This window comes from Pedobacter steynii (assembly GCF_900103665.1).
Lineage (GTDB): Bacteria > Bacteroidota > Bacteroidia > Sphingobacteriales > Sphingobacteriaceae > Pedobacter > Pedobacter steynii.
Genome location: NZ_FNGY01000009.1, coordinates 265,609 through 285,112 on the forward strand (window position 1 = coordinate 265,609; position 19,504 = coordinate 285,112).

Annotated in this window: 20 protein-coding genes; 7 read left to right on the top strand and 13 right to left on the bottom strand. The window is 41.7% G+C overall.

Annotation, left to right across the window (positions count from 1 at the left end):
- Window positions 1-4 precede the first annotated feature (4 nt).
- A complete protein-coding gene (locus BLQ87_RS24065; protein ID WP_074611470.1) occupies window positions 5-1,264 on the top strand; it encodes a hypothetical protein in 1,260 nt (419 codons plus the stop codon).
- 14 nt (window positions 1,265-1,278) lie between these two features.
- Here the strand turns inward: BLQ87_RS24065 and BLQ87_RS24070 are convergent, their stop codons facing one another.
- The 3 genes from BLQ87_RS24070 to BLQ87_RS24080 are packed head-to-tail and all read right to left on the bottom strand — an operon-like array spanning window position 1,279 to window position 3,265.
- The gene (locus BLQ87_RS24070) at window positions 1,279-1,902 is read right to left on the bottom strand and encodes a hypothetical protein (protein WP_074611471.1); all 624 of its coding nucleotides are present in this window, start codon (window positions 1,900-1,902) and stop codon (window positions 1,279-1,281) included.
- On the bottom strand, window positions 1,892-2,398 hold the full coding sequence (locus BLQ87_RS24075; RefSeq protein WP_074611472.1) for an RNA polymerase sigma factor: 507 nt from the start codon (window positions 2,396-2,398) through the stop codon (window positions 1,892-1,894). Before BLQ87_RS24075 ends, BLQ87_RS24070 begins: the two co-directional genes overlap by 11 nt.
- Before the next feature lie 3 nt (window positions 2,399-2,401).
- On the bottom strand, window positions 2,402-3,265 hold the full coding sequence (locus BLQ87_RS24080; protein ID WP_074611473.1) for a TraB/GumN family protein: 864 nt from the start codon (window positions 3,263-3,265) through the stop codon (window positions 2,402-2,404).
- A 244-nt stretch (window positions 3,266-3,509) separates the two neighbouring features.
- Between BLQ87_RS24080 and BLQ87_RS24085 the strand changes: the two genes are divergently transcribed.
- Window positions 3,510-5,636, top strand: coding sequence for a M3 family metallopeptidase (locus tag BLQ87_RS24085; RefSeq protein ID WP_074611474.1), 2,127 nt, complete (start codon window positions 3,510-3,512; stop codon window positions 5,634-5,636).
- Between the two features lie 109 nt (window positions 5,637-5,745).
- Here the strand turns inward: BLQ87_RS24085 and BLQ87_RS24090 are convergent, their stop codons facing one another.
- Complete coding sequence (locus BLQ87_RS24090) at window positions 5,746-7,896, bottom strand: S9 family peptidase (protein ID WP_143010533.1); 2,151 nt, start codon at window positions 7,894-7,896, stop codon at window positions 5,746-5,748.
- 87 nt (window positions 7,897-7,983) lie between these two features.
- On the opposite strand from BLQ87_RS24090, the gene BLQ87_RS24095 reads away from it, so the two are divergent.
- From BLQ87_RS24095 to BLQ87_RS24115, 5 genes are all read left to right on the top strand, one after another.
- Entirely contained in the window at window positions 7,984-8,568 is a 585-nt protein-coding gene (locus BLQ87_RS24095; protein WP_074611475.1) for a TlpA family protein disulfide reductase, read from the top strand.
- Between the two features lie 180 nt (window positions 8,569-8,748).
- On the top strand, window positions 8,749-9,144 hold the full coding sequence (locus BLQ87_RS24100) for a hypothetical protein (RefSeq protein WP_074611476.1): 396 nt from the start codon (window positions 8,749-8,751) through the stop codon (window positions 9,142-9,144).
- Between the two features lie 31 nt (window positions 9,145-9,175).
- Window positions 9,176-9,772: a penicillin-binding protein activator LpoB gene (locus BLQ87_RS24105; protein ID WP_074611477.1), complete on the top strand. Its 597-nt coding sequence runs from the start codon at window positions 9,176-9,178 to the stop codon at window positions 9,770-9,772.
- 25 nt (window positions 9,773-9,797) lie between these two features.
- Window positions 9,798-11,234: a COG3014 family protein gene (locus BLQ87_RS24110; RefSeq protein WP_074611478.1), complete on the top strand. Its 1,437-nt coding sequence runs from the start codon at window positions 9,798-9,800 to the stop codon at window positions 11,232-11,234.
- A 37-nt stretch (window positions 11,235-11,271) separates the two neighbouring features.
- Window positions 11,272-11,538: a hypothetical protein gene (locus tag BLQ87_RS24115; protein WP_074611479.1), complete on the top strand. Its 267-nt coding sequence runs from the start codon at window positions 11,272-11,274 to the stop codon at window positions 11,536-11,538.
- 3 nt (window positions 11,539-11,541) lie between these two features.
- On the opposite strand, the gene BLQ87_RS24120 is transcribed toward BLQ87_RS24115, so the two are convergent.
- The 9 genes from BLQ87_RS24120 to ruvX form a co-directional block, all read right to left on the bottom strand.
- Window positions 11,542-13,080 carry a YifB family Mg chelatase-like AAA ATPase gene (locus tag BLQ87_RS24120; protein ID WP_074611480.1) on the bottom strand — a complete coding sequence of 513 codons (1,539 nt, stop codon included), beginning with the start codon at window positions 13,078-13,080 and terminating at the stop codon, window positions 11,542-11,544.
- Window positions 13,081-13,193: 113 nt separating this feature from the next.
- Window positions 13,194-14,534, bottom strand: coding sequence for a signal recognition particle protein (gene ffh / locus BLQ87_RS24125; protein WP_074611481.1), 1,341 nt, complete (start codon window positions 14,532-14,534; stop codon window positions 13,194-13,196).
- An 84-nt stretch (window positions 14,535-14,618) separates the two neighbouring features.
- On the bottom strand, window positions 14,619-15,614 hold the full coding sequence (locus tag BLQ87_RS24130; RefSeq protein WP_074611482.1) for a DUF3078 domain-containing protein: 996 nt from the start codon (window positions 15,612-15,614) through the stop codon (window positions 14,619-14,621).
- A 71-nt stretch (window positions 15,615-15,685) separates the two neighbouring features.
- Complete coding sequence (locus BLQ87_RS24135; RefSeq protein WP_074611483.1) at window positions 15,686-15,976, bottom strand: hypothetical protein; 291 nt, start codon at window positions 15,974-15,976, stop codon at window positions 15,686-15,688.
- Between the two features lie 41 nt (window positions 15,977-16,017).
- Window positions 16,018-16,770 carry a hypothetical protein gene (locus BLQ87_RS24140; protein WP_074611484.1) on the bottom strand — a complete coding sequence of 251 codons (753 nt, stop codon included), beginning with the start codon at window positions 16,768-16,770 and terminating at the stop codon, window positions 16,018-16,020.
- Between the two features lie 49 nt (window positions 16,771-16,819).
- Window positions 16,820-17,719, bottom strand: coding sequence for a glucosaminidase domain-containing protein (locus tag BLQ87_RS24145; protein WP_074611485.1), 900 nt, complete (start codon window positions 17,717-17,719; stop codon window positions 16,820-16,822).
- Entirely contained in the window at window positions 17,719-18,405 is a 687-nt protein-coding gene (locus tag BLQ87_RS24150) for a glucosaminidase domain and LysM peptidoglycan-binding domain-containing protein (protein WP_074611486.1), read from the bottom strand. Before BLQ87_RS24150 ends, BLQ87_RS24145 begins: the two co-directional genes overlap by 1 nt.
- 3 nt (window positions 18,406-18,408) lie before the next feature.
- On the bottom strand, window positions 18,409-19,044 hold the full coding sequence (locus BLQ87_RS24155) for an O-methyltransferase (protein ID WP_074611487.1): 636 nt from the start codon (window positions 19,042-19,044) through the stop codon (window positions 18,409-18,411).
- Between the two features lie 30 nt (window positions 19,045-19,074).
- Window positions 19,075-19,491 (bottom strand): Holliday junction resolvase RuvX, encoded by a 417-nt coding sequence (ruvX, locus tag BLQ87_RS24160; protein ID WP_074611488.1) that lies wholly within the window; start codon window positions 19,489-19,491, stop codon window positions 19,075-19,077.
- Between the last annotated feature and the right edge of the window lie 13 nt (window positions 19,492-19,504).

A 19,504-nucleotide genomic window follows, 5' to 3' on the forward strand; every position in this document is an offset into this window, starting at 1 on the left:
AAGAATGAAACCTAATGAACATATAAAATTGCCTGAAGACGAGTTCATCGCTCATATCAGGGAGAGTTTAATGGCTCATGAGGAGGAGTATGATCCGGGGGCATGGGAAGATTTTATAAAAGAAGAACCGAAAAAAAGAGGTTTGATTTTCTGGTTGGCTGGCCTGAGCAGTGCTGCGGCAGTCCTGTTGATTGGATTTGGCTTGTTCTTTACGCTAAATAAAAAAGAGCTGCCTAAAAATCAGGAGGTTGCTAAAACAAAAACGCTTGAAAAAGAATCGGCAACGCCCCAGGTAACGGATATAGTCTCTGCTGTTCCTTCCGGACAAAAACAAGGAACACTAATTTCAGTTACAAAAAACAAGCGTACTTTGGGGGCCGATGACATAAAGGCCGGGCAAGTCGCCATAAATCTGAACACGAATGAGCCACATTCTGCAATAGCTGAGGTGGGGGCAAATCAGTCTGGTGTAAAACCTGGTTCTAAATCAGAGCAGATTATTCCTCAGGAACAGGTTGTCGTTCAGGTTCCTGCTGTAGAAAAAAAACAGAGTTTCGAGGATTTCTTAATTGACGAAACCAAACAAAATCGAACCGCCAATACGGGTAAACCGACCACCAAAAGGGAAAGTAAATGGGAGATGGGACTTGTTGTCGCACCTTCATTTGGAAATAGTAAGAAGTTAAATATGGGGTATGGCGTAAGTATGGGCTACGCGCTGTCGGATAAGGTATCCATTAGTTCGGGTATTTCCTATAATGAAATGGGTGCATCCAGGACCATCGAAAATCCGCCCAATACAGCAATGAAGAGTATGAGTTTTGGTGGCGATGTAGCCAACGACAGCAAAGAACTGAAAGCGGTAAACGCACAGCTACGAGGGATAGATATTCCACTTGAGCTGAAGTATCATTTAAGTAAAAGATTGTATGCCAATGTTGGTGTTTCTGCTTTTGCTGTTATTGATCAGAAACAGCAGAATACTTTTATTGAAAGCAAAGTTGCACCACAGGCATATGAGGCAGGGAGCGGAGACGCCAAAGCGATGGTACTGAATAGAACTGTTTCTGAGGAAGCACCAAAAGAAGAAATTAAAAACGATCCTTATTTAGGTTTTTATAACTTCTCTGTGGGGTATAGACAGAAGATTTCAAAAGGAAAAGCATTCTCCGTTGAGCCATTTATAAAATTACCAATGAAGGAGCTTAAACAGGAAAACCTGTACCTTATTGGCACAGGTGTGAGGTTAAAATTTGATTTTTAGGATTAGTACCGGCGTTAATCCTGTTGTTCCTCTTTCAGCGCTCCGATAAGCGATTCTATTTCCTTTGCATATTTGCCATAATATTGATTTAGCCAGATGATGGCAAAGAAATGAATCACAATACAGATGCTCAATATGGTCAATCCAAATACCACATAGAAATAGCCGGGCTCGTTGACAATCCCTTTCATAAAATACTCATAGTTGAAATTAACGAGGATTATTGCTCCAAAAGCCAGAAAAATAATCAGGAGCATGTAATTGAACATTTTATAAAGTTCGATGTTTAACTTTAGGTCATAATTTAATTCATACAAGCTGTCTTTCGTGGTTAAGGAAGATTGTCCGATCTTTTTATAAAGGCCATAAAACCGAATCAGGAAATACAGGGTGGTGATGACAAAAAGAATATAAGTGCAATTAAAAGAAACTCTTAATGCGGGGATGAGGTTAAAATAACCGGGTATAAAGACACTCACCAATAAAGCCACGACCTGGAATATCGCTTCTCCTCTCATGTTTTTCCTGAATTTATCCAGTGGCATCTGGGCTTTCTTTAAGCTTTCAATTGTGTTTGGTACTTCAATCGGTTGCTCCGGTTCTTTGTTCCATGCTGATTTTATATCGTCAAAATTCATAACCTTGTTTTTTTATAAGTTCTTTTAGTTTATTCTTTGCCCTGTTGAGCTTTACTCTTGCATTTCCTTCAGTAATCCCCAGGTTGTTCCCAATCTCTTTATGGGAATAATTCTCCAGGAAATAAAACATCAATGCTTTCTCTATTTTGTCCAGTTTTTGGAGTGCTTTATAAAAGTGAGCCAGTTGTATTTCTTTCGTTTCTGCTTCGTTCGATGGAATCTCTATTTCCTCAGCGAGGATATTCGCATAGACATCCTGCTTGCGTTTGTCTTTCTTGAAAAATACGATGGCGGTATTCAACGCAACTCTGTACATCCAGCTGGAAAACTTACTTTGATGGTTAAAGGAATCGTAAGATTTCCACAGCTGACAGATGATTTCCTGGAAAAGATCTTTCTGGTCATCTTCATCGTCCATGTACATTCTGGAGATCTTATGAATGATTCCTTTATGGGTTTCTATTTCCCCAAGAAACACTTTCTCCTTTGTTTTCAAAGCTTAATTCATTACTGGTTTAACGGTATATCCCTGCGCTTTTAAAAGCGCCAATACACCTTTTTTACCAGGTAGGTGTGCGGCACCTACAGCAAAGAAAGAAGCTTGTTTTTTCATCATTTCCGGCATTTGTTTCACCCAGTTTGTATTTCTTGTATCCAGCATCCACTTATTGGTTTCTTTGTCGTTGAACTTCTTATTGTTCATTTCTTCTGCCACCTTGCTGATGTTTTCTTCCTTGTAGGCCTTAACAGCAGCGTTAAACATTGTTTTGTAATCATCAAACATGTGAATGTGTTTGACCATTACAGCGTCCGGATAGGCTGTTTGCAAGTATGCCATTTGGGCTTTTGTCGTTTCCAATGCTCCTGTGGCTATATTTTTCTGTTTGGCTAATTTAATAAATTCCAGTTCATATGATTTTGTTGTGGCACAAGCTAAGGTTTTTGAAATTGCGATGGAATAGACTGTGGACAGGCTATATTGGTCCATAGCTTTTAAAGGGATTTTTGCTTTTAATTTCAGAACAGAGTCTACGAGGGAGTATTGACTCGAATTCAGGGTTTTGCTCAATAACGTTCCCGGTACAGCTGCTTTTTGCATGTCCGCCATTTCATTTGGGTCATTGTAATCAATTTCTAGAATAAGTTTTTCTGTTTTATCAAAAGCACGGGTTGCTTTTTCAGGCATTCTGAAATCATTTTCACAGATCATATGAATTGTTCCGTAGATGTAAGAAGGCTTTGTTAAGCCTTTTCCGCTTACTTCCCATAGTAAGGAGTTTTCCAAAGGGGTGTTTTGTGCTATAGTTTTAGTAGTAAAGATGCTGCTTAAGGTAATGGCGGTGATGGTGAATATTGTTCTCATGGTTTGTTGGTTTTGATTTTTATACTCAATTAGTAGCCGCTTTTTGGATTCGTTACAAGCTTTTTTTATTTTTTTCTTAAAAGCCGCTATTTATCCTTTTTCCTTACATTTTAGCACGCTTTTTCCGATATTGTTGCAACAATGATACTTTTAAAGACAACCAGGCCTGATCTAAAGAATTATATTTGCCGGACCTCAGCTCAACTGAGGTTTTTGTGATTAATTAATAAAGCTGATCTGAAAAATGAAATTAAAAAACGGAATCCCATCAATGATCTTAATTTGCGGAATGCTGCTGGTTACTGATAAAACGGTAATGGGCCAGAATACGAATCCATTTATGGAAGAGTACAATACTCCATATGGAGTTCCTCCATTTAACAAAATAACAATCCCTGATTTTGTGCCTGCTTTTCAGGAAGGAATGAAGCAGCAGCAGCAAGCTGTTATGGCAATTTACAGGCAACGTTCTGTCCCTACTTTTCAGAACACCATAGTGGGCCTGGAAGAAAGCGGAAAATTACTCAGTAAAGTCAGCACCGTGTTTTTCAACCTAAGTTCTGCCAATACTTCTCCTGAGCTTGAAGCCATATCGAAACAAATGGCACCGGAGCTCTCCAAACATAGTGACGACATTTACCTGAACGCCGATTTATTTAAACGAGTGAAGGCGGTATACGATAAGCGGGAGGGGCTAAAGCTGAATATAGAACAAAAACGTTTGCTGGATAAGACCTATAAAGGCTTTGTTCGTAGCGGAGCCAACCTTAATGCAGCACAACAGGTAAAAATGAGAGCAATCAATAAAGAGTTTTCTCTGCTTACTTTAAATTTCGGACAGCACCTTCTGGCGGAGGTCAACAATTTTGAGTTGCTGATTGACCAGCAAGCCGACCTTGCAGGACTTCCGGAATCGGTAAAATCGGCTGCGGCCCAGTCTGCCAAACAAGCTGGGAAAGAAGGAAAATGGCGGTTCACTTTGCATACACCGAGTGTAATGCCCTTTTTACAATATTCGGAGAACCGTGCATTGAGAGAAAAGATGTATAATGCCTATATCAACAGGGGCAATAATAACGACGCGAACGATAATAAAAAAATCATTTCAAGGATGGTTGCTTTACGTGCTGAAAAAGCCGGATTATTGGGCTATAACAGCCATGCAGACTTTGTTTTGGAGGAAAGCATGGCAAAATCTCCGAGAGAGGCTTACGGCCTGTTAAATGGCCTCTGGGATGCTGCTTTGCCGGTGGCCAGGCAGGAAGCCACAGACATGCAGAAAATGATGGACAAAGAGGGCAAAAATGAAACACTGGAAGCCTGGGACTGGTCTCATTATGCAGATAAAGTGCGTAAAGAGAGATACAATTATGACGCAGAAGAACTAAGGCCATATTTCAAGCTGGACAATGTAAGGGAAGGATTTTTCAAAGTAGCGAATAAGTTATATGGAATTACTTTTACCGCGTTGACTGATGTCCCGGTCTATCACAAGGACGTAACCGCTTATCAGGTGAAAGAAGCTGATGGAACCCATATTGGGGTTATTTATATGGACTTCTTTACCCGCAGTTCTAAGCGTGGTGGGGCATGGATGACTTCTTATGCGACCCAATCTTATAAAGAGGGAAAGCGCGTCCCTCCTGTTGTTTCTATTGTTTGCAACTTTTCAGGCCCGAATGGAGAGGAGCCAGCTTTATTTACAGCAGATGAAGTAACCACATTTTACCATGAAATGGGACATGCCCTCCACGGTTTATTGTCTAATGTAAAATACAGAAGCCTTGCCGGTACTTCAGTTCCCCGTGATTTTGTGGAGTTACCTTCGCAGGTGATGGAGCACTTTGCATTTGAGCCAGAGGTGCTTCAGTTTTATGCGAAACACTATAAAACTGGTGCAATTGTACCTCAGGAGCTGATTACAAAGATGAAAAATGCAGGGAAGTTCAATCAGGGCTTTGAAACTGTAGAATATCTTGCTGCTTCTTTACTTGATATGGGCTTTCATACGATCCCTGCTGGCAAAGAAATAGACGCGCTAAAATTCGAAACGGCAGAAATGAATAAGTATGGACTGATCAGACAAATTGCTCCCCGTTACAGAAGTACCTATTTTCAACACATCTTTGCTTCCGGTTATTCGGCCGGATATTATAGCTATATCTGGTCAGCCGTATTGGATAGTGACGCCTTTGCCGCCTTCAAAGAAAGCGGAAATATCTTTGATCCGGAGGTTGCTAAATCCTTCCGTAAGAATGTACTTGAAAAAGGAGGTACCATTGAGCCAATGGACCTTTACAAGGCTTTTAGAGGTAAAGAGCCTGATATGAAACATTTATTGAAAGACAGAGGGCTAAACAAAGCCCTTTAACCGAATCCTTAAAAAGGATGCTAACTGATCCTTTTTTAATGGATAAGAAATAGTAGGAATAATAAAAAGGGAATACCTGGAAAGGTATCCCCTTTTTTTATGAGCTGTATTATTTGCTAATGCCTTCCAATGCGAAAAGGAAGGAATAGTTTAAAGCAACGTCTTTCAGGTAATCAAAGCGTCCCGAAGCTCCGCCATGGCCGAAATCCATATTTGTTTTAAGCAACAGGACATTTTTATCCGTCTTGGCTGCCCTTAGTTTAGCCACCCATTTTGCCGGCTCGAAATACTGAACCTGACTGTCGTGAAGGCCTGTTGTAACCAACATGTTCGGATAAGCTTTCTTTTCTATGTTCTCATATGGAGAATAGCTCTTCATATAATCATAAGCCACTTTTTGTTTAGGGTTTCCCCATTCATCAAACTCATTTGTTGTCAGTGGAATGCTTTCATCCAACATGGTATTGATTACGTCCACAAATGGAACCTGTGCAATAATACCATGCCACATGTCAGGAGCAAGATTGATAATTGCACCCATCAAAAGCCCGCCTGCACTTCCACCCTGTGCATATAAATGCTCCTTTGCTGTAAATTTCTCATCGATCAGGTATTTCCCACAATCAATAAAGTCAGTGAAGGTGTTCATCTTCTTCATGAGCTTTCCGTCTTCATACCATTGGCGACCCATTTCCTGTCCGCCTCGGATGTGTGCAATTGCATAAACAAAACCGCGGTCTAAAAGACTTAACCTGCTGCTGTTGAAAGCCGGATCAGTACTGGAGCCATAAGAGCCGTATGCATAAAGCAATAGTGGTGCTTTTCCATCCTTTTTAAGCCCTTTTTTATAGACCAATGAGATCGGAACTTTAGTCCCGTCTTTTGCTGTCGCGTATAATCTTTCTGAAGTATAGTCGTCCTTATTATATCCGCCAACAACTTCCTGTTGTTTCATCAGTTTTTTTGCCTTTGTATCCATGTTATAGTCGTACGTAGAGGACGGGGTAGTCAGTGAAGTATACACATAACGAAGTGTCTTGCTGTCATAGTCAGGATTAGCCCCAACCATAGCAGTGTAAGTCGGTTCTTCAAAGGCGATGTTATGCTCAGGACCGCCTGTTGTACGAACACGAAGCTGGGTAAGTCCGTTTTTACGTTCGGTAATTACAATATGGGTTTTAAATTCCTCTACGCCTTCAAGTAAAACATCTTTACGGTGAGGAATCACTTCTTTCCAGTTTTCTCTGCCGGTTTTATCCAAAGGGCATTCCATCAGACGGAAATTCTTGGCATTCCAGTTGGTCAGGATCAGGAATTTATCATCCAAAGGAATTGCTTCATATAACATGTCCTTTTGTCTTGGCTGAAAAGATTTAAAAGGTTGGTCCGGTGTGCTGGCATCCAGCATTTTAATTTCATTGGAAAGTGTAGCCTGAGAATAAATGAAAATGTATTTTCCGGATTTTGATTTCCCAACACCGATATAATTAGACTTGTCTTTCTCCTCATATACCGTCACATCCTGTTTTGCATCGCTGTTTAGCTGGTGTTTCTTTATTTTTTCACTCAGGAGTGTTACTTCATTCTTGGAAGTATAGAAGATCGTTTTATTGTCCATTGCCCAAACCGGATCGCCCTGGGTATTGGAAATTGCATCTTTAACCACTTCTCCGGTTTCCAGATTTTTAATGTGAATTACATATTGACGCCTGGAGACTTTATCTACCCCAAAAGCCATCATCTTATTGTCTGGACTAACGGAGAAACCAGAGGCCTGATAATAAGGTAAGCCTTTCGCCTCCGCGTCCATATCTAATAATATTTCTTCTTTGGCATCCAGTGTGCCCTTTTTCCGGCAGTATTTGGCGTATTGTTTTCCTTCTTCATTTCGGGTATAGTAGTAATATCCGTTTTTGAAAACCGGAACAGATTCATCTTTTTCCTTGATTCTGCCTTTGAGTTCTTTGAACAAATCTGCCTGAAGCGTTTTTGTTCCACTCATCATGGTGTCCAGGTATTTGTTTTCTGCGGTCAGGTAATCCACGACTTTAGTACTGTCTTTTCCTTTTTTGAAATAGTCAATCATCCAGTAGTAGTTGTCTGTTACCGTATCCCCATGCAGGGTTCTGACGAAAGGTTTTATCTCTGCGACAGGTGCCGCTGCATCTGGCCATTTATAGGTTTCCATTTTGTTTTCTTTGTTTGTACAGGACAAAGCTACACCGAGTAGCAGTAATCCGGGGATAGTTTTTTTTATCATACGCTGGTCAAGGTAATAAGTTGTTGTTCTGCAAATTAGAATTTATTCTTTAATTTGCATCGGCTCCTGTGTAAAAATTTTATCGAAATGAGAAAGATGTTCAAAAAGAGTAATGTAGTTAACGGAGTGTTCGTGATTTTGATGCTGGTTGTTCTTTTTGTTCCTTCAGCGAAAGCAATCATGATTCAGGGATTAATGGAAATAGGACTTTTTAAACCGGATACCACAGCAGAAACAAAAGGGCTGCTGCCTGCAAATGGCTTGGCTGGTATTCGCTTTAAGAATGCGTCAGGAACGGTACTCGACCTTGGCGATTTAAAAGGTAAAGTGGTGTTTTTAAACTTCTGGGCCACCTGGTGCCCTCCCTGTTTGGCCGAAATGCCTTCTGTAAACAAACTATACAAACAATTTAAAGACGACAAAGAAGTTGTTTTTATTCTCGTAGATGCCGATAGCGACTTTGGTAAGGCCCAAAAATATATGGACAGGAAAGGATATCAGCTCCCTGTTTTCGCCACGGCAAGCAGCATTCCTGAAAGTCTTTTTTCCGGTGCATTGCCCACAACCATCGTTTTTGATAAGGAGGGGCGCGTTTCTTACCATGAATCCGGGGCTGCAAACTATGCGAATACCAGATTCATCGAATTCATTAAGAAATTAAAGGGGAATTGATTTAACATTTTTTAACTTTAAAATGGCAGAGATCAACCCGCTACGTTATATCTTTGCATTAGGAATTGAGTGATTTTGCTTTTAGTTAAATCCTCGAAAAATGAACCGAGCTTAATCTTAGCTAAATATGGCATAGATTATGTAAGATCCATCTGACAAATAAAATAAAAATATATACAGATGAAACGGAATTTGATTATTGTCGCAAGTTGCATCGCAGGTCTGGTTTACTCGACGGTTGGTTATGCACAAAATCCAGGACTGGCAGAAGACCAGAATCCAAGATATCAGGAAAGCAGGGCTAAATATATAGAATTAGCGGATTCTTTGAACCGTAATCAGGGCAGCACTGTCCAGAATACCTATAAAGCGTACGACTGGTACACGGCGAGGGAAGAGCGCAGGGCTTTACGCAGACAAAGGAATTATGAAAATAGCTGGTATAATCCTTACTATTATGGTAATTCTTATTATTCTCCAATCGGTCTCTCTCTGGGCTTTGGCTATAGCAACTATGGCTACGGTAACTATGGTTATGGTAATTGGGGACATCACGGGCGCTGGAACCGCTGGTAAACAACAACATTAGAAATTTATATTTAGAAATATGCAGTTTAAAAAAATAATAGCAATTGCAGCTATTGCAGTTTCTGGGATGATGGTCATCAGCTCATGCTCCAGACAAGTTACACGTGTAAATACAGATGAATCGATTGACATCAGTGGAAACTGGAACAATACAGATTCAAGGCTGGTAGCTCAGGAAATGACCCAAACGATTCTGGGCGGAAAATGGTTGCCTAACCATTTGGAAGGCAAACAAGGAAAGAAACCAGTGGTTGTTGTTGGTGCGGTAAACAATAAAAGCCATGAGCATATCGATGCCGAGACTTTTGTTAAAGACGTAGAACAATCTTTTATCCAAAGTGATCGCGTGAGATTGGTGCAGGGTGGCAAAAAAAGAGAAGAATTACGTGCAGAAAAAGCAGATCAGCAAGACAATTCTTCCGTATCTACGATGAAGAAATTCGGATTGGAGAATGGAGCTGATTATATCCTTCAGGGTTCCATCAACTCTATTGTAGATTCACACAAAAGAAAAAAGGTCGTTTATTATCAGGTAAACCTGGAACTGACCAATATTCAAACCAATGAAGTGGTTTGGATAGGAGACAAAAAAATTGCTAAATACGTTAAAAATTAGTCTGGTTTTACAGACTAAATGTAATATGGTTAATATTAGTAAGCATACTTTTAGAGCATCACTTCTTTTGGGGTTGATGCTCTTTCTTTTTAGCTGTTCCAGCTATAATGACATGGTTGGGCCATATTACAAACAGGTTTCCAGCGGCAATTATCCGGAAGCAATTAAAGAGCTGGATAAAAACAGCCTACTGAAAAAGCCAAGAAACAAACTGCTTTTCCTGATGGAGAAGGGTAAAACGAGTCACCTTGTCGGGGATTACGAAAACAGTAACCGTTTCTTTAATGAGGCAGACCAGCTCCTGGAAAATGGAATGGGGGGGGCAATGGATGCGGTAGTAGGTACGCTTGTGAATCCGATGACACAGGTTTATAAAGGAGAAGACTTTGAGAAGTTTATGATCCATTATTATAAAGCCTTAAACTACGTTTACCTGAACCGTACAGAAGATGCAATCGTGGAAGCAAGAAGGATTACATTGCAGTCGCAGGAGCAGGGAGAGAAATTTAATGATAAGGAAAGCCGTTATTCTAAAGATGCCTTCTCCTTAATGCTTCAGGGATTAATCTATGAGCACGATGGAGATGTAAACAATGCTTTTATCGCTTACCGGAATGCTGCGGAAGTTTACCTGAACAGCAAAGACCAGACTTATTACGGAACCCAGATGCCGGAAGGCTTAAAGAAAGATGTGCTCAGAACAGCCGATGGAATGGGATTTGTGTCGGAGCTTCAAAGGTTTGAAGGGTTATTTAACCTTAAATATACCAGAGAAAAAGCACCCGAAGGCGGAGCGCTGATCTTTTTCTGGGAAAATGGACTGGCACCTGTTAAACAGCAGGAAGAGTTTTTCTTTTCCTTGGTTAAAGGCAGCGATGGCGGTTTGTTTTTCACAAATGTAGGGGGAACGATCATCGTTCCGTTCAACAATAGTTATGGCAATAGGAACGACTTTAATGCGAGTTCCATTCAAAGTTTGAGGGCAACCTATCCAAAATATGTTGCACGTGCTCCTTTCTACAACAATGCTACCTTAAGTAATGGTATAAATACAGTAAATTTTGAGAAAGCAGAAGACATCAATGAACTGGCTTTTAAGACACTTGATCAACGTTTTCTGAAAGAGATGAGTAAAGTATTAACACGTCTGGCGGTAAAAAAAGCTGCGGAGTATGTGCTGAGAGAGAGTGCTAAAGGAACCGGAAAGAATGGAAAAGACAACTCTCTTTTGGAAGGACTTGGCTTAGGGATGCAGTTGTATAGCCTGATCTCTGAAAAGGCGGATACCAGAAACTGGCAATCTTTACCGGCAAATATCAGTTATACCCGGATTCCACTCCAAAAAGGGAACAATACCATCACGCTTAACCTAAGGGGAGCGAATGGCAGTAATGAAACGAAAACAATAGAAGTTGTGGGCACAGGAAAATTACAGTTTTATAACTATTCAACTTTACGGTAGCCCCGGCTCAAATCAATAAACCACACAATAAATAAATATGCAAGAACCTTTTGACATTCAGATAGGAGACATTAATTACGCTGTTTTTCCGGAAGGAAACGACGTTTACGTAATTTTTAAAGAAGGTAAAGAATATACCCACATTCAAAAAGACACAGACCTTCAATGGCTGAAACTAGATCCTGAAACCGCCCTTCCTTTGTTTGAAGTGGATGAAGAGATCAACAACATTGGCCGCGAAATCTTAGCATTCCAACCTGAAGAAGAAGACGAAGCGGAAAGCGAAGAAGAGGAAGAAGAATAGACCTCAGGATGCCCAGCTATCGCGGTCCAGGCTGCGGTAGTGAATGGCTTCTGCCAAGTGTTCCGGTTCAATGTCTTCGCATGCTGCCAGGTCAGCAATCGTTCTCGCCACCTTTAAGATCCGGTCGTATGCCCTCGCTGATAAGCCCAGTTTCTCCATGGCTTTTTTGATCAGTTCCTGTCCTTCCACATTGATATTACAAATCTTACGAACCATTTTGGGGCTCATCTGAGCGTTGCAGTATACATCCGTTTTCCCCTGAAAGCGATGGGCCTGAATGGCTCTGGCCGCAATAACCCGCTCCCTGATCAAGGCACTTTTTTCTGTGGCAACAGGAGACGAGAGCTCAGTAAAGTGAACAGGGGTGACTTCTACATGCAGGTCTATCCTGTCCAGCAGCGGACCGGAAACCTTGCTCAGGTATTTCTGGACCATACCTGGCCCGCAGATACATGCTTTTTCAGGATGGTTATAAAAACCACAGGGACAGGGATTCATGGAGGCGATGAGCATGAAACTTGCCGGATAGACCACGCTCATCCTGGCTCTGGAGATCACGATATTCCGGTCTTCCAGCGGTTGGCGCATGACTTCAAGTACGCTTCTTTTAAATTCAGGAAGTTCATCCAGAAAAAGCACCCCATTGTGGGCCAGGGAGATTTCTCCCGGTTGGGGGTGGGCACCACCGCCAACCAGTGCCATGTCTGAAATCGTATGGTGCGGACAGCGATAGGGCCGCGCTGTCATGAGCGAATCTATGGCATTGAGCTTTCCTGCTACCGAATGTATTTTAGTCGTTTCCAGCGCCTCCTGTAAGCTGAGTGGAGGTAGTATGGTAGGGAGTCTCTTTGCCAGCATTGTTTTTCCTGCTCCCGGCGGACCAATTAAAATCAGGTTATGTCCGCCTGCTGCGGCAATTTCCAGCGCACGCTTAATGTTCTCCTGCCCTTTCACATCAGAAAAATCAAATTCATAGCTATCCTGATGCTGCAGAAAAGTATCGGTTGAATTGACGAATACCCGTTCCGGTTTTTCCTTGCCATTAAAGAAAGCAACCACTTCACCGAGGTTAGACATCCCGTATACCAGGAGTTCGGCCACGATGGCCGCTTCCCTGGAATTGTCTTTGGGCAGGATAAAGCCTTTAAATCCTGCGGCTTTTGCCTGGATTGCTATGGGCAGGGCCCCTTTGATGGGTTGTAATCCTCCGTCTAAGGAGAGTTCACCCATAATGAAATAATCGGCAGTTTCAGTGCTTTCGATCTGACCTGATGCGGCAAGAATGGCAATGGCAATCGGAAGATCATAAGCTGATCCTTCTTTCCTGATGTCTGCCGGAGCAAGGTTAATCACAATCTTTTGTCTGGGCATTTTTAGTCCGGCAGACTGGATCGCACTTTCTATTCTGCGGAGGCTTTCTTTAATCGCATTGTCCGGAAGGCCAACGATATGGTATTTATTTCCTCCGCCAATACTGACTTCAATTGTGATCGTTAGGGCATCAACGCCAAAAACAGCGCTTCCATAAGTTTTTACCAGCATATACAGATTGGGTTTTGCCTAATCTATACGCAAAAACAATATGGAGGTAGTTTTTTGGCAAATAAAAAGCCCGGCTTGGAGGGCCGGGCTGATATCGTATCTTAAAAAATAGCTTACATTCTTCCCTGAGGCATTTTAGGCATGTTTTTCATCATTTTTGCTGCTGCTGCGGGATTAGAGAACTGCTTCATTACTTTACGCATGTCTTCAAACTGTTTGATCAGTTTAGTAACGTCCTCAATTTTATTTCCTGAACCGTTGGCAATCCTTGCACGTCTGCTTTGCTGAATGCTGTCCGGGTTTTCACGCTCGTACTTGGTCATAGACTGAATGATGGCTTCTACATTTTTGAAAGCATCATCTTCTATCTCCACATTTTTCATCATTTTGCTCACGCCGGGAATCATGCCCATCAGGTCTTTCATGTTACCCATTTTCTTGATCTGCTGAATCTGGCTATAGAAATCGTTGAAATCAAACTTGTTCTTACGGATTTTCTTTTGAAGTTCTGCCGCTTCTTTCTCATCAAACTGCTGTTGTGCACGTTCAACAAGGGAAACCACATCACCCATACCCAAAATACGTGAAGCCATCCTTTCAGGATAGAACACATCCAGGGCTTCCATTTTCTCACCGGTACCGATAAATTTGATCGGTTTATTGACCACTGATTTGATCGATAAGGCCGCACCACCACGGGTATCACCATCCAGTTTGGTTAAAACCACCCCGGTAAAGTCTAACCTGTCGTTGAATGCTTTTGCTGTATTAACCGCATCCTGTCCGGTCATGGCATCAACAACAAACAGGATTTCGTGCGGTTTAGTATGTTCTTTTACGGCGGCGATCTCGTTCATCATCTCCTCGTCTATCGCTAAACGACCGGCCGTATCTATAATAATTACATTGTTGTGCTGTTTCTTCCCTTCAGCAATACCCTCCATTGCAATCGCTACCGGATCTTTAGAGCCGATATTTGCATAAACAGGAACCCCGATCTGCTCTCCCAGGATCTGCAACTGGTCTATCGCTGCCGGGCGGTATACGTCGCCTGCCACCAACAGCGGTTTCTTACCTTTACTTTTCAGATAATTGGCCAGTTTTCCTGTGAAAGTTGTTTTACCGGCACCATTCAGTCCGGCAATCAGTATGATGGTTGGGTTTGTTTTCAGGTCTAACTCTGTTACTTCACCACCCATTAAGGCGGTCAGCTCATCGTTCATTACTTTGGTCAGCAACTGACCTGGAGAAACAGCCGTAAGTACATTTAAGCCCAGCGCTTTTTCTTTCACGTCATCGGTGAAGCTTTTCGCTGTTTTGTAATTTACGTCGGCATCCAATAAAGCCTTACGGATTTCTTTCATGGTCTCGGCCACGTTGATCTCTGTAATACTGCCTTGTCCTTTTAAAACTTTAAATGCACGGTCTAGTTTATCCTGTAAATTTTCAAACATTTTCTTTAATGCTTAGTGTTCAATTTTTTGTAAAAGCCAAAGTTATTAAATTTGGCCGAATCAGATGGGAATATTTGTAAAGTATTAGCGTGGGAAGACAAACATCACGCCCAGTGCAAGTGTCTGACTCCCTTGTATACTGGGGTCGGTATCTTTGTCCATAAGCCCTATGCCACTTAAAGACACATTCATGAGTCTGTTCAGCTTCGACGTAAGTGTAACATCGAGCCGATGGTCTATGTGAATCAGTGGCCTGTCGTAAGGAATAAACATCTGATACCTTGCTTTCAAAGTGGTGTTCGTAAAGATTTCTTTTTCAAAGTTACTCACGATCTGGAAAGCGAGTTCATTTCTGAATGTCTTACCAGAGTCGACCCCAAATTTGGGATTCTTATCTATAAAGATGCTTTTATCTAATACAAAAGTCTGTCTGGCGGTCCCGGTACCAATTCTTGTAGAAAAATACTTGTTAGGCTTATATTCAAAACCCATTGACTCCGTCAGATAACCCGGGGCCATAAATCTGGAAATAAGATCGGCCTTTTCCACTCCCGCTGTGGTGGTGTATTTATAACCTTTATCAAATTGAGACTCAAAGTTTACTGACGCAAAGAAATACCAGTTTTTGGACATCTGTATCGCCGCTTTATTATCCCAGAAGATCCTGTCCCTGGTTTTTTTCTGCAGTTGATCTTTATTTTTTATTTTCCCATATTCCAGGATTACCTCACTCACATAACTGTAGTTTTCCTTGCTGTATTCTGCTTTATAATTCACCAAACCGCCTACTGCAAGGGAATTTACCCCACCACCTTTCCAATTATTAGAAAAGGTTGCCTGGTTCACATTGATCCCTATCGCGGTCTTTGTTTTCCAGTAATTTACTTTCGCATCCACAACGATGGGCGAAAGAGCTACGGGTTTAAAAATTAAAACTCCAGTTCTGGAAGGTAGCGGACTACGCTTTAGTTTGATCTCCAGACCTTTGGTGTCAATTGGAATGGTGTCTACTTCCTGAGCAGATAAGGTATTTATGGATGCTATAAAAACCAATAAGAAGCTGGCATAAAAAATCTTCATTCCTACAAAGAAAAACAAAAATGTTGCTTATTAAAAGTTTAATAGCAAACTAATTGCAGAATGACAGGGAATTAGGTGTTTTGGGAGCGGTATCTGAGCCAGGAAAAGACCTTTCTATGTGATAAATAACTCAGGTTACGCTCGTTGGCATAAGCTTCTCTTTCAAAGCGGATATTAAAATAAGCGAGGTAATGGTTTTTGAAACGAATCAGGTTAATCAGATAATTCAGTACATACAGCAGATAAAAAGGAAGGATGAGCAGCTCCAGCTGTTGGCGAAGGTGTATGCGCTCATGATTAACCAGTGTTTTATTTGTTTTTTGATGTTTGTTCTGTAAAATGATAAAAGGGTAGAGGGCCATGGCATTGGCAGACAACCCGGGATATATCAAAAAGAACGACCTCAAAACTTTTCAATCGTTAATTTAGGCAGGGGTTGCAACCTGAAGGCCGCGGGATTTCGTTTATAACTGGCATAGCTGTTTCTCACAAAAACAACAAAGGCATAATCAGATGCGGTCAATGCAAACTGATAGGTGGGCCGGTATTGCTGCATAAAATCTTCTGCCTCGAAATCGCCGATGTGTAACGTTCTTTTCACGTAATCGGGCTTAAACCTGTAGTCGATGATGGCCTCTTTATAATCCCTTTCCAGGATTTTCTGCAAATGTCTGGCATTTTTGCCATCTCTGCTCAGCAGGTTGTAAATTGCGTCTATACCCAATCCTACGCCGCCCATTCCAAGGTTGAGCAGGTCTTTTGCTTTTCCTTTATCCAGGGCATACTTATATTCTTTCAGGGATTTCTCATGACGTTCTCTTGGGGTATATTTATCGCCGATAATGGCCACTTCCCTCAGGTTGATTCCAAGTGACTTCAATTGAAAATACACCGCTTTCTGACCTTTGTAAACGATCGTATCCAGTGCGTAGCCCTGCAACACGGCAAATAAGGTATCTCCAACAGCAGCTTTTATCGCAAATTCTCCTTTCGGGGTGTTGTAAATCCCCTCATCATTGGTAGAATTGTAGATATACACCTTTGCGAGGCGGAGTTTGGATTCCTTATCTACGACAAACCCCTGCACACCGGAACTCTGTGCTACAATTTTAAGGCTCAAAAAAGAAAACAGTAAGAGTAAACCTAAATACTTCATCAGAACACAAAATTACGAGATATCTATATCAGCAGATTAAATATTAACATTATTTAACTAAGACCAGTTTCTGCCCGATTTTGATGCCCTCTTCGGTAAGGCTATTCAGCGTTTTTATGTCCTCTATGCTGATGTTGAACCGTTTGGAAAGGTTATAAAGCGTGTCTCCCTTTTGTACGGTATAGACCTTTTCTGCTAGTGTGGCAGGCATAACCGTTCCAATGACCGCTGTTTTTACAGGAGCTGAAGTATCTGCTGGTGTAGTGATCACCTGTTTTGAAGGTGGCGTGGCTACAGGAGTGAATTTTTTCTTTTCCTGAGGGATGTTGGCATTGATCTCTGTAAAGATTTTGTCCTCTCTCTTTAGTTTTTCTTTTTCTGATTCCGACTGGTCATACTGATACAACTGGTATTTTTCGATCATACTGATCAGCATGGCCGGATATCTTGGATTAGTCGCATAGCCTGCCTGTTTCAACCCATTTGCCCAGTTCTTATAATCGTTCTTATCCAGTTCGAATAAAAAGCTGTAACGTTTTCTTTTGAGAAACTCGGAATGGTCTTTATAGGATTCACGGGCATCTTTATATACCCGGAAGCAATCGTTGGTATTGTCGTCATCTTTGTAATAGGCTTTTCCTTTCCATTCTGACGTACATTTAATCCCGAAATGGTTATTGGCATATTTTGCCAGGCTGCTGTTCCCGCTTCCGGATTCAATAATACCTTGTGCCAGGGTGATACTCGCAGGAATCCCATAGGTATTCATCTCTTCAATGGCTACTGCTTTAAAGGTTTCAATGTAGTTTAAAGTGGTATAAGAAGGGATATTTGGATTTGCTTTGTTGGCAGCTTTCTCTATTTCCTTATTGTTCCGGCTGTATTTTTTTGTCTTACAGGCGAAGAACATTGGGAGGATCAGGGCAAGGAGGAGGATTCTTTTGTTCATTAGAGTCTTATTTTTTGTCCGGGTTTCAGGTTTACATGCTTCAATCCGTTTTTGTTCATAATGGCCTTGGTGGTGGTATGGTTCCGTTTTGCAATTTTACTTAAATTATCGCCTGCTTTTACGGTATATTTTTTCCCTGAAGCACTGCTTCTGGTTTTTTTTCTCGTTCTGACGGAGACGGCCACAGCCGGTTCTACGTAATCGTCTGGTCTTTCATCGTACTGATACAGTTCATATTTTTTGACCAGTCCAACAATCTGTGAAGCCCAGGAGCGGCTTCTGGCATAACCGCCACGTTGTATTCCCCGGGCCCAGCCCCGGTAGTCATACTGGTCATATTTTTCAAATAAAGGACTAAAAGTTGCCCTGCTTTTGAGAAACTCAATAAAATGGTCGTAAGATTCATCTACGGTAGGATAGTCTCTGTAAGAGGAACGGATTTCCGTATTTGAATTGGGGCCTTTCACCCCAAAATGATTGTTCATATAACGGGCGATTTTACTCTGACCCGCTGCAGATTCATGAATGGCTACTGCCAGGATAATGCTTGCCGGGATCTGATGTTCCCGCATGAGTTCCTGCGCATGTGTCAGTCGTTCAGCAATATAATCTTCCGTACTTTGTGCCCGGGCAGCAAGACTTAGAAAAGTGATGCTGAGCCAAACCCACAATAGTTTTTTAATCATATTCTATTTTTTTCTGATGATAAACAAGCCGTCCCGGACGGGAAGAATCATTTTTTCTACACGGTTGTCTGCCGCAATTTTATCATTAAATGTAGTAATATTTTTAGTGTCTTTATCGGGATTGGCATTGAGGACCTTACCGCTCCATAGTACGTTGTCTACGATAATTAGCCCTCCAGACCTCACCCTGTCGAAAATAAGGTCGTAATAAGTCCCATTGTTTTTTTTATCCGCATCAATAAAAACCAGGTCAAAAGTTTCCTGAAGTTCATGGACGGTTTTGGTGGCATCACCCAGGATATACCTGATTTTTGTTGCATCCGGAGAATCCGCAAAATTACGGCGGACCATCTCTTCCAGTTCCTCGTTGATGTCCAGGGTATAAATGATTCCACTTTCCTTGAGTCCTTCGGCCAGGCAGATCGTTGCATAACCGGTAAAGGTGCCGATTTCCAGGATCCTGTCCGGGCTGATCATTTTGCTGAGCATGCTCAGTACCCTGCCCTGATAGTGGCCGGAAAGCATTCTTGGCATCAATACTTTCAGATTGGTTTCCCGGTCTATTTTTTGGAGTAATTCGCTTTCAGGTTCGCAGTAATTGAGCAGCAACTGCTGCATATCTTCATTAATCAGGCTCATAATTGTTTTTTAAGCATCCTTATTGTTGTTCTATAAACGGGGCTGTTCCATAAAATATTGCAGAATGATGGTTGCTGCAATGGCATCTACCCGGTCTTTGTTCTGACGGTCCTGTTTTTTGAGGCCACTCTGCATGATGGCCTGATGGGCCAGTTTGGAGGTAAAGCGCTCATCGATCCAAAACTGAGGGATGTCGGGGAAGTTTCTTCTTAAAATTTTCGAAAAACCTTTCACATGTTGTGCGGAATCTGAGGGAGAGCCATCCATTTGTTTCGGATCTCCGATCACGAAGGCTTCTACCTGTTCGGTTAAAAAGTATTTTTTCAGGTATTCAATGATGTCTTTGGGGTGTATGGTATCCAGTCCTGTGGCAATAATTTGCAAAGGGTCTGTAACGGCAATTCCGATCCGCTTGGTTCCATAATCAAAAGCTAGAATTCTAGGCATAAATGCAAATATG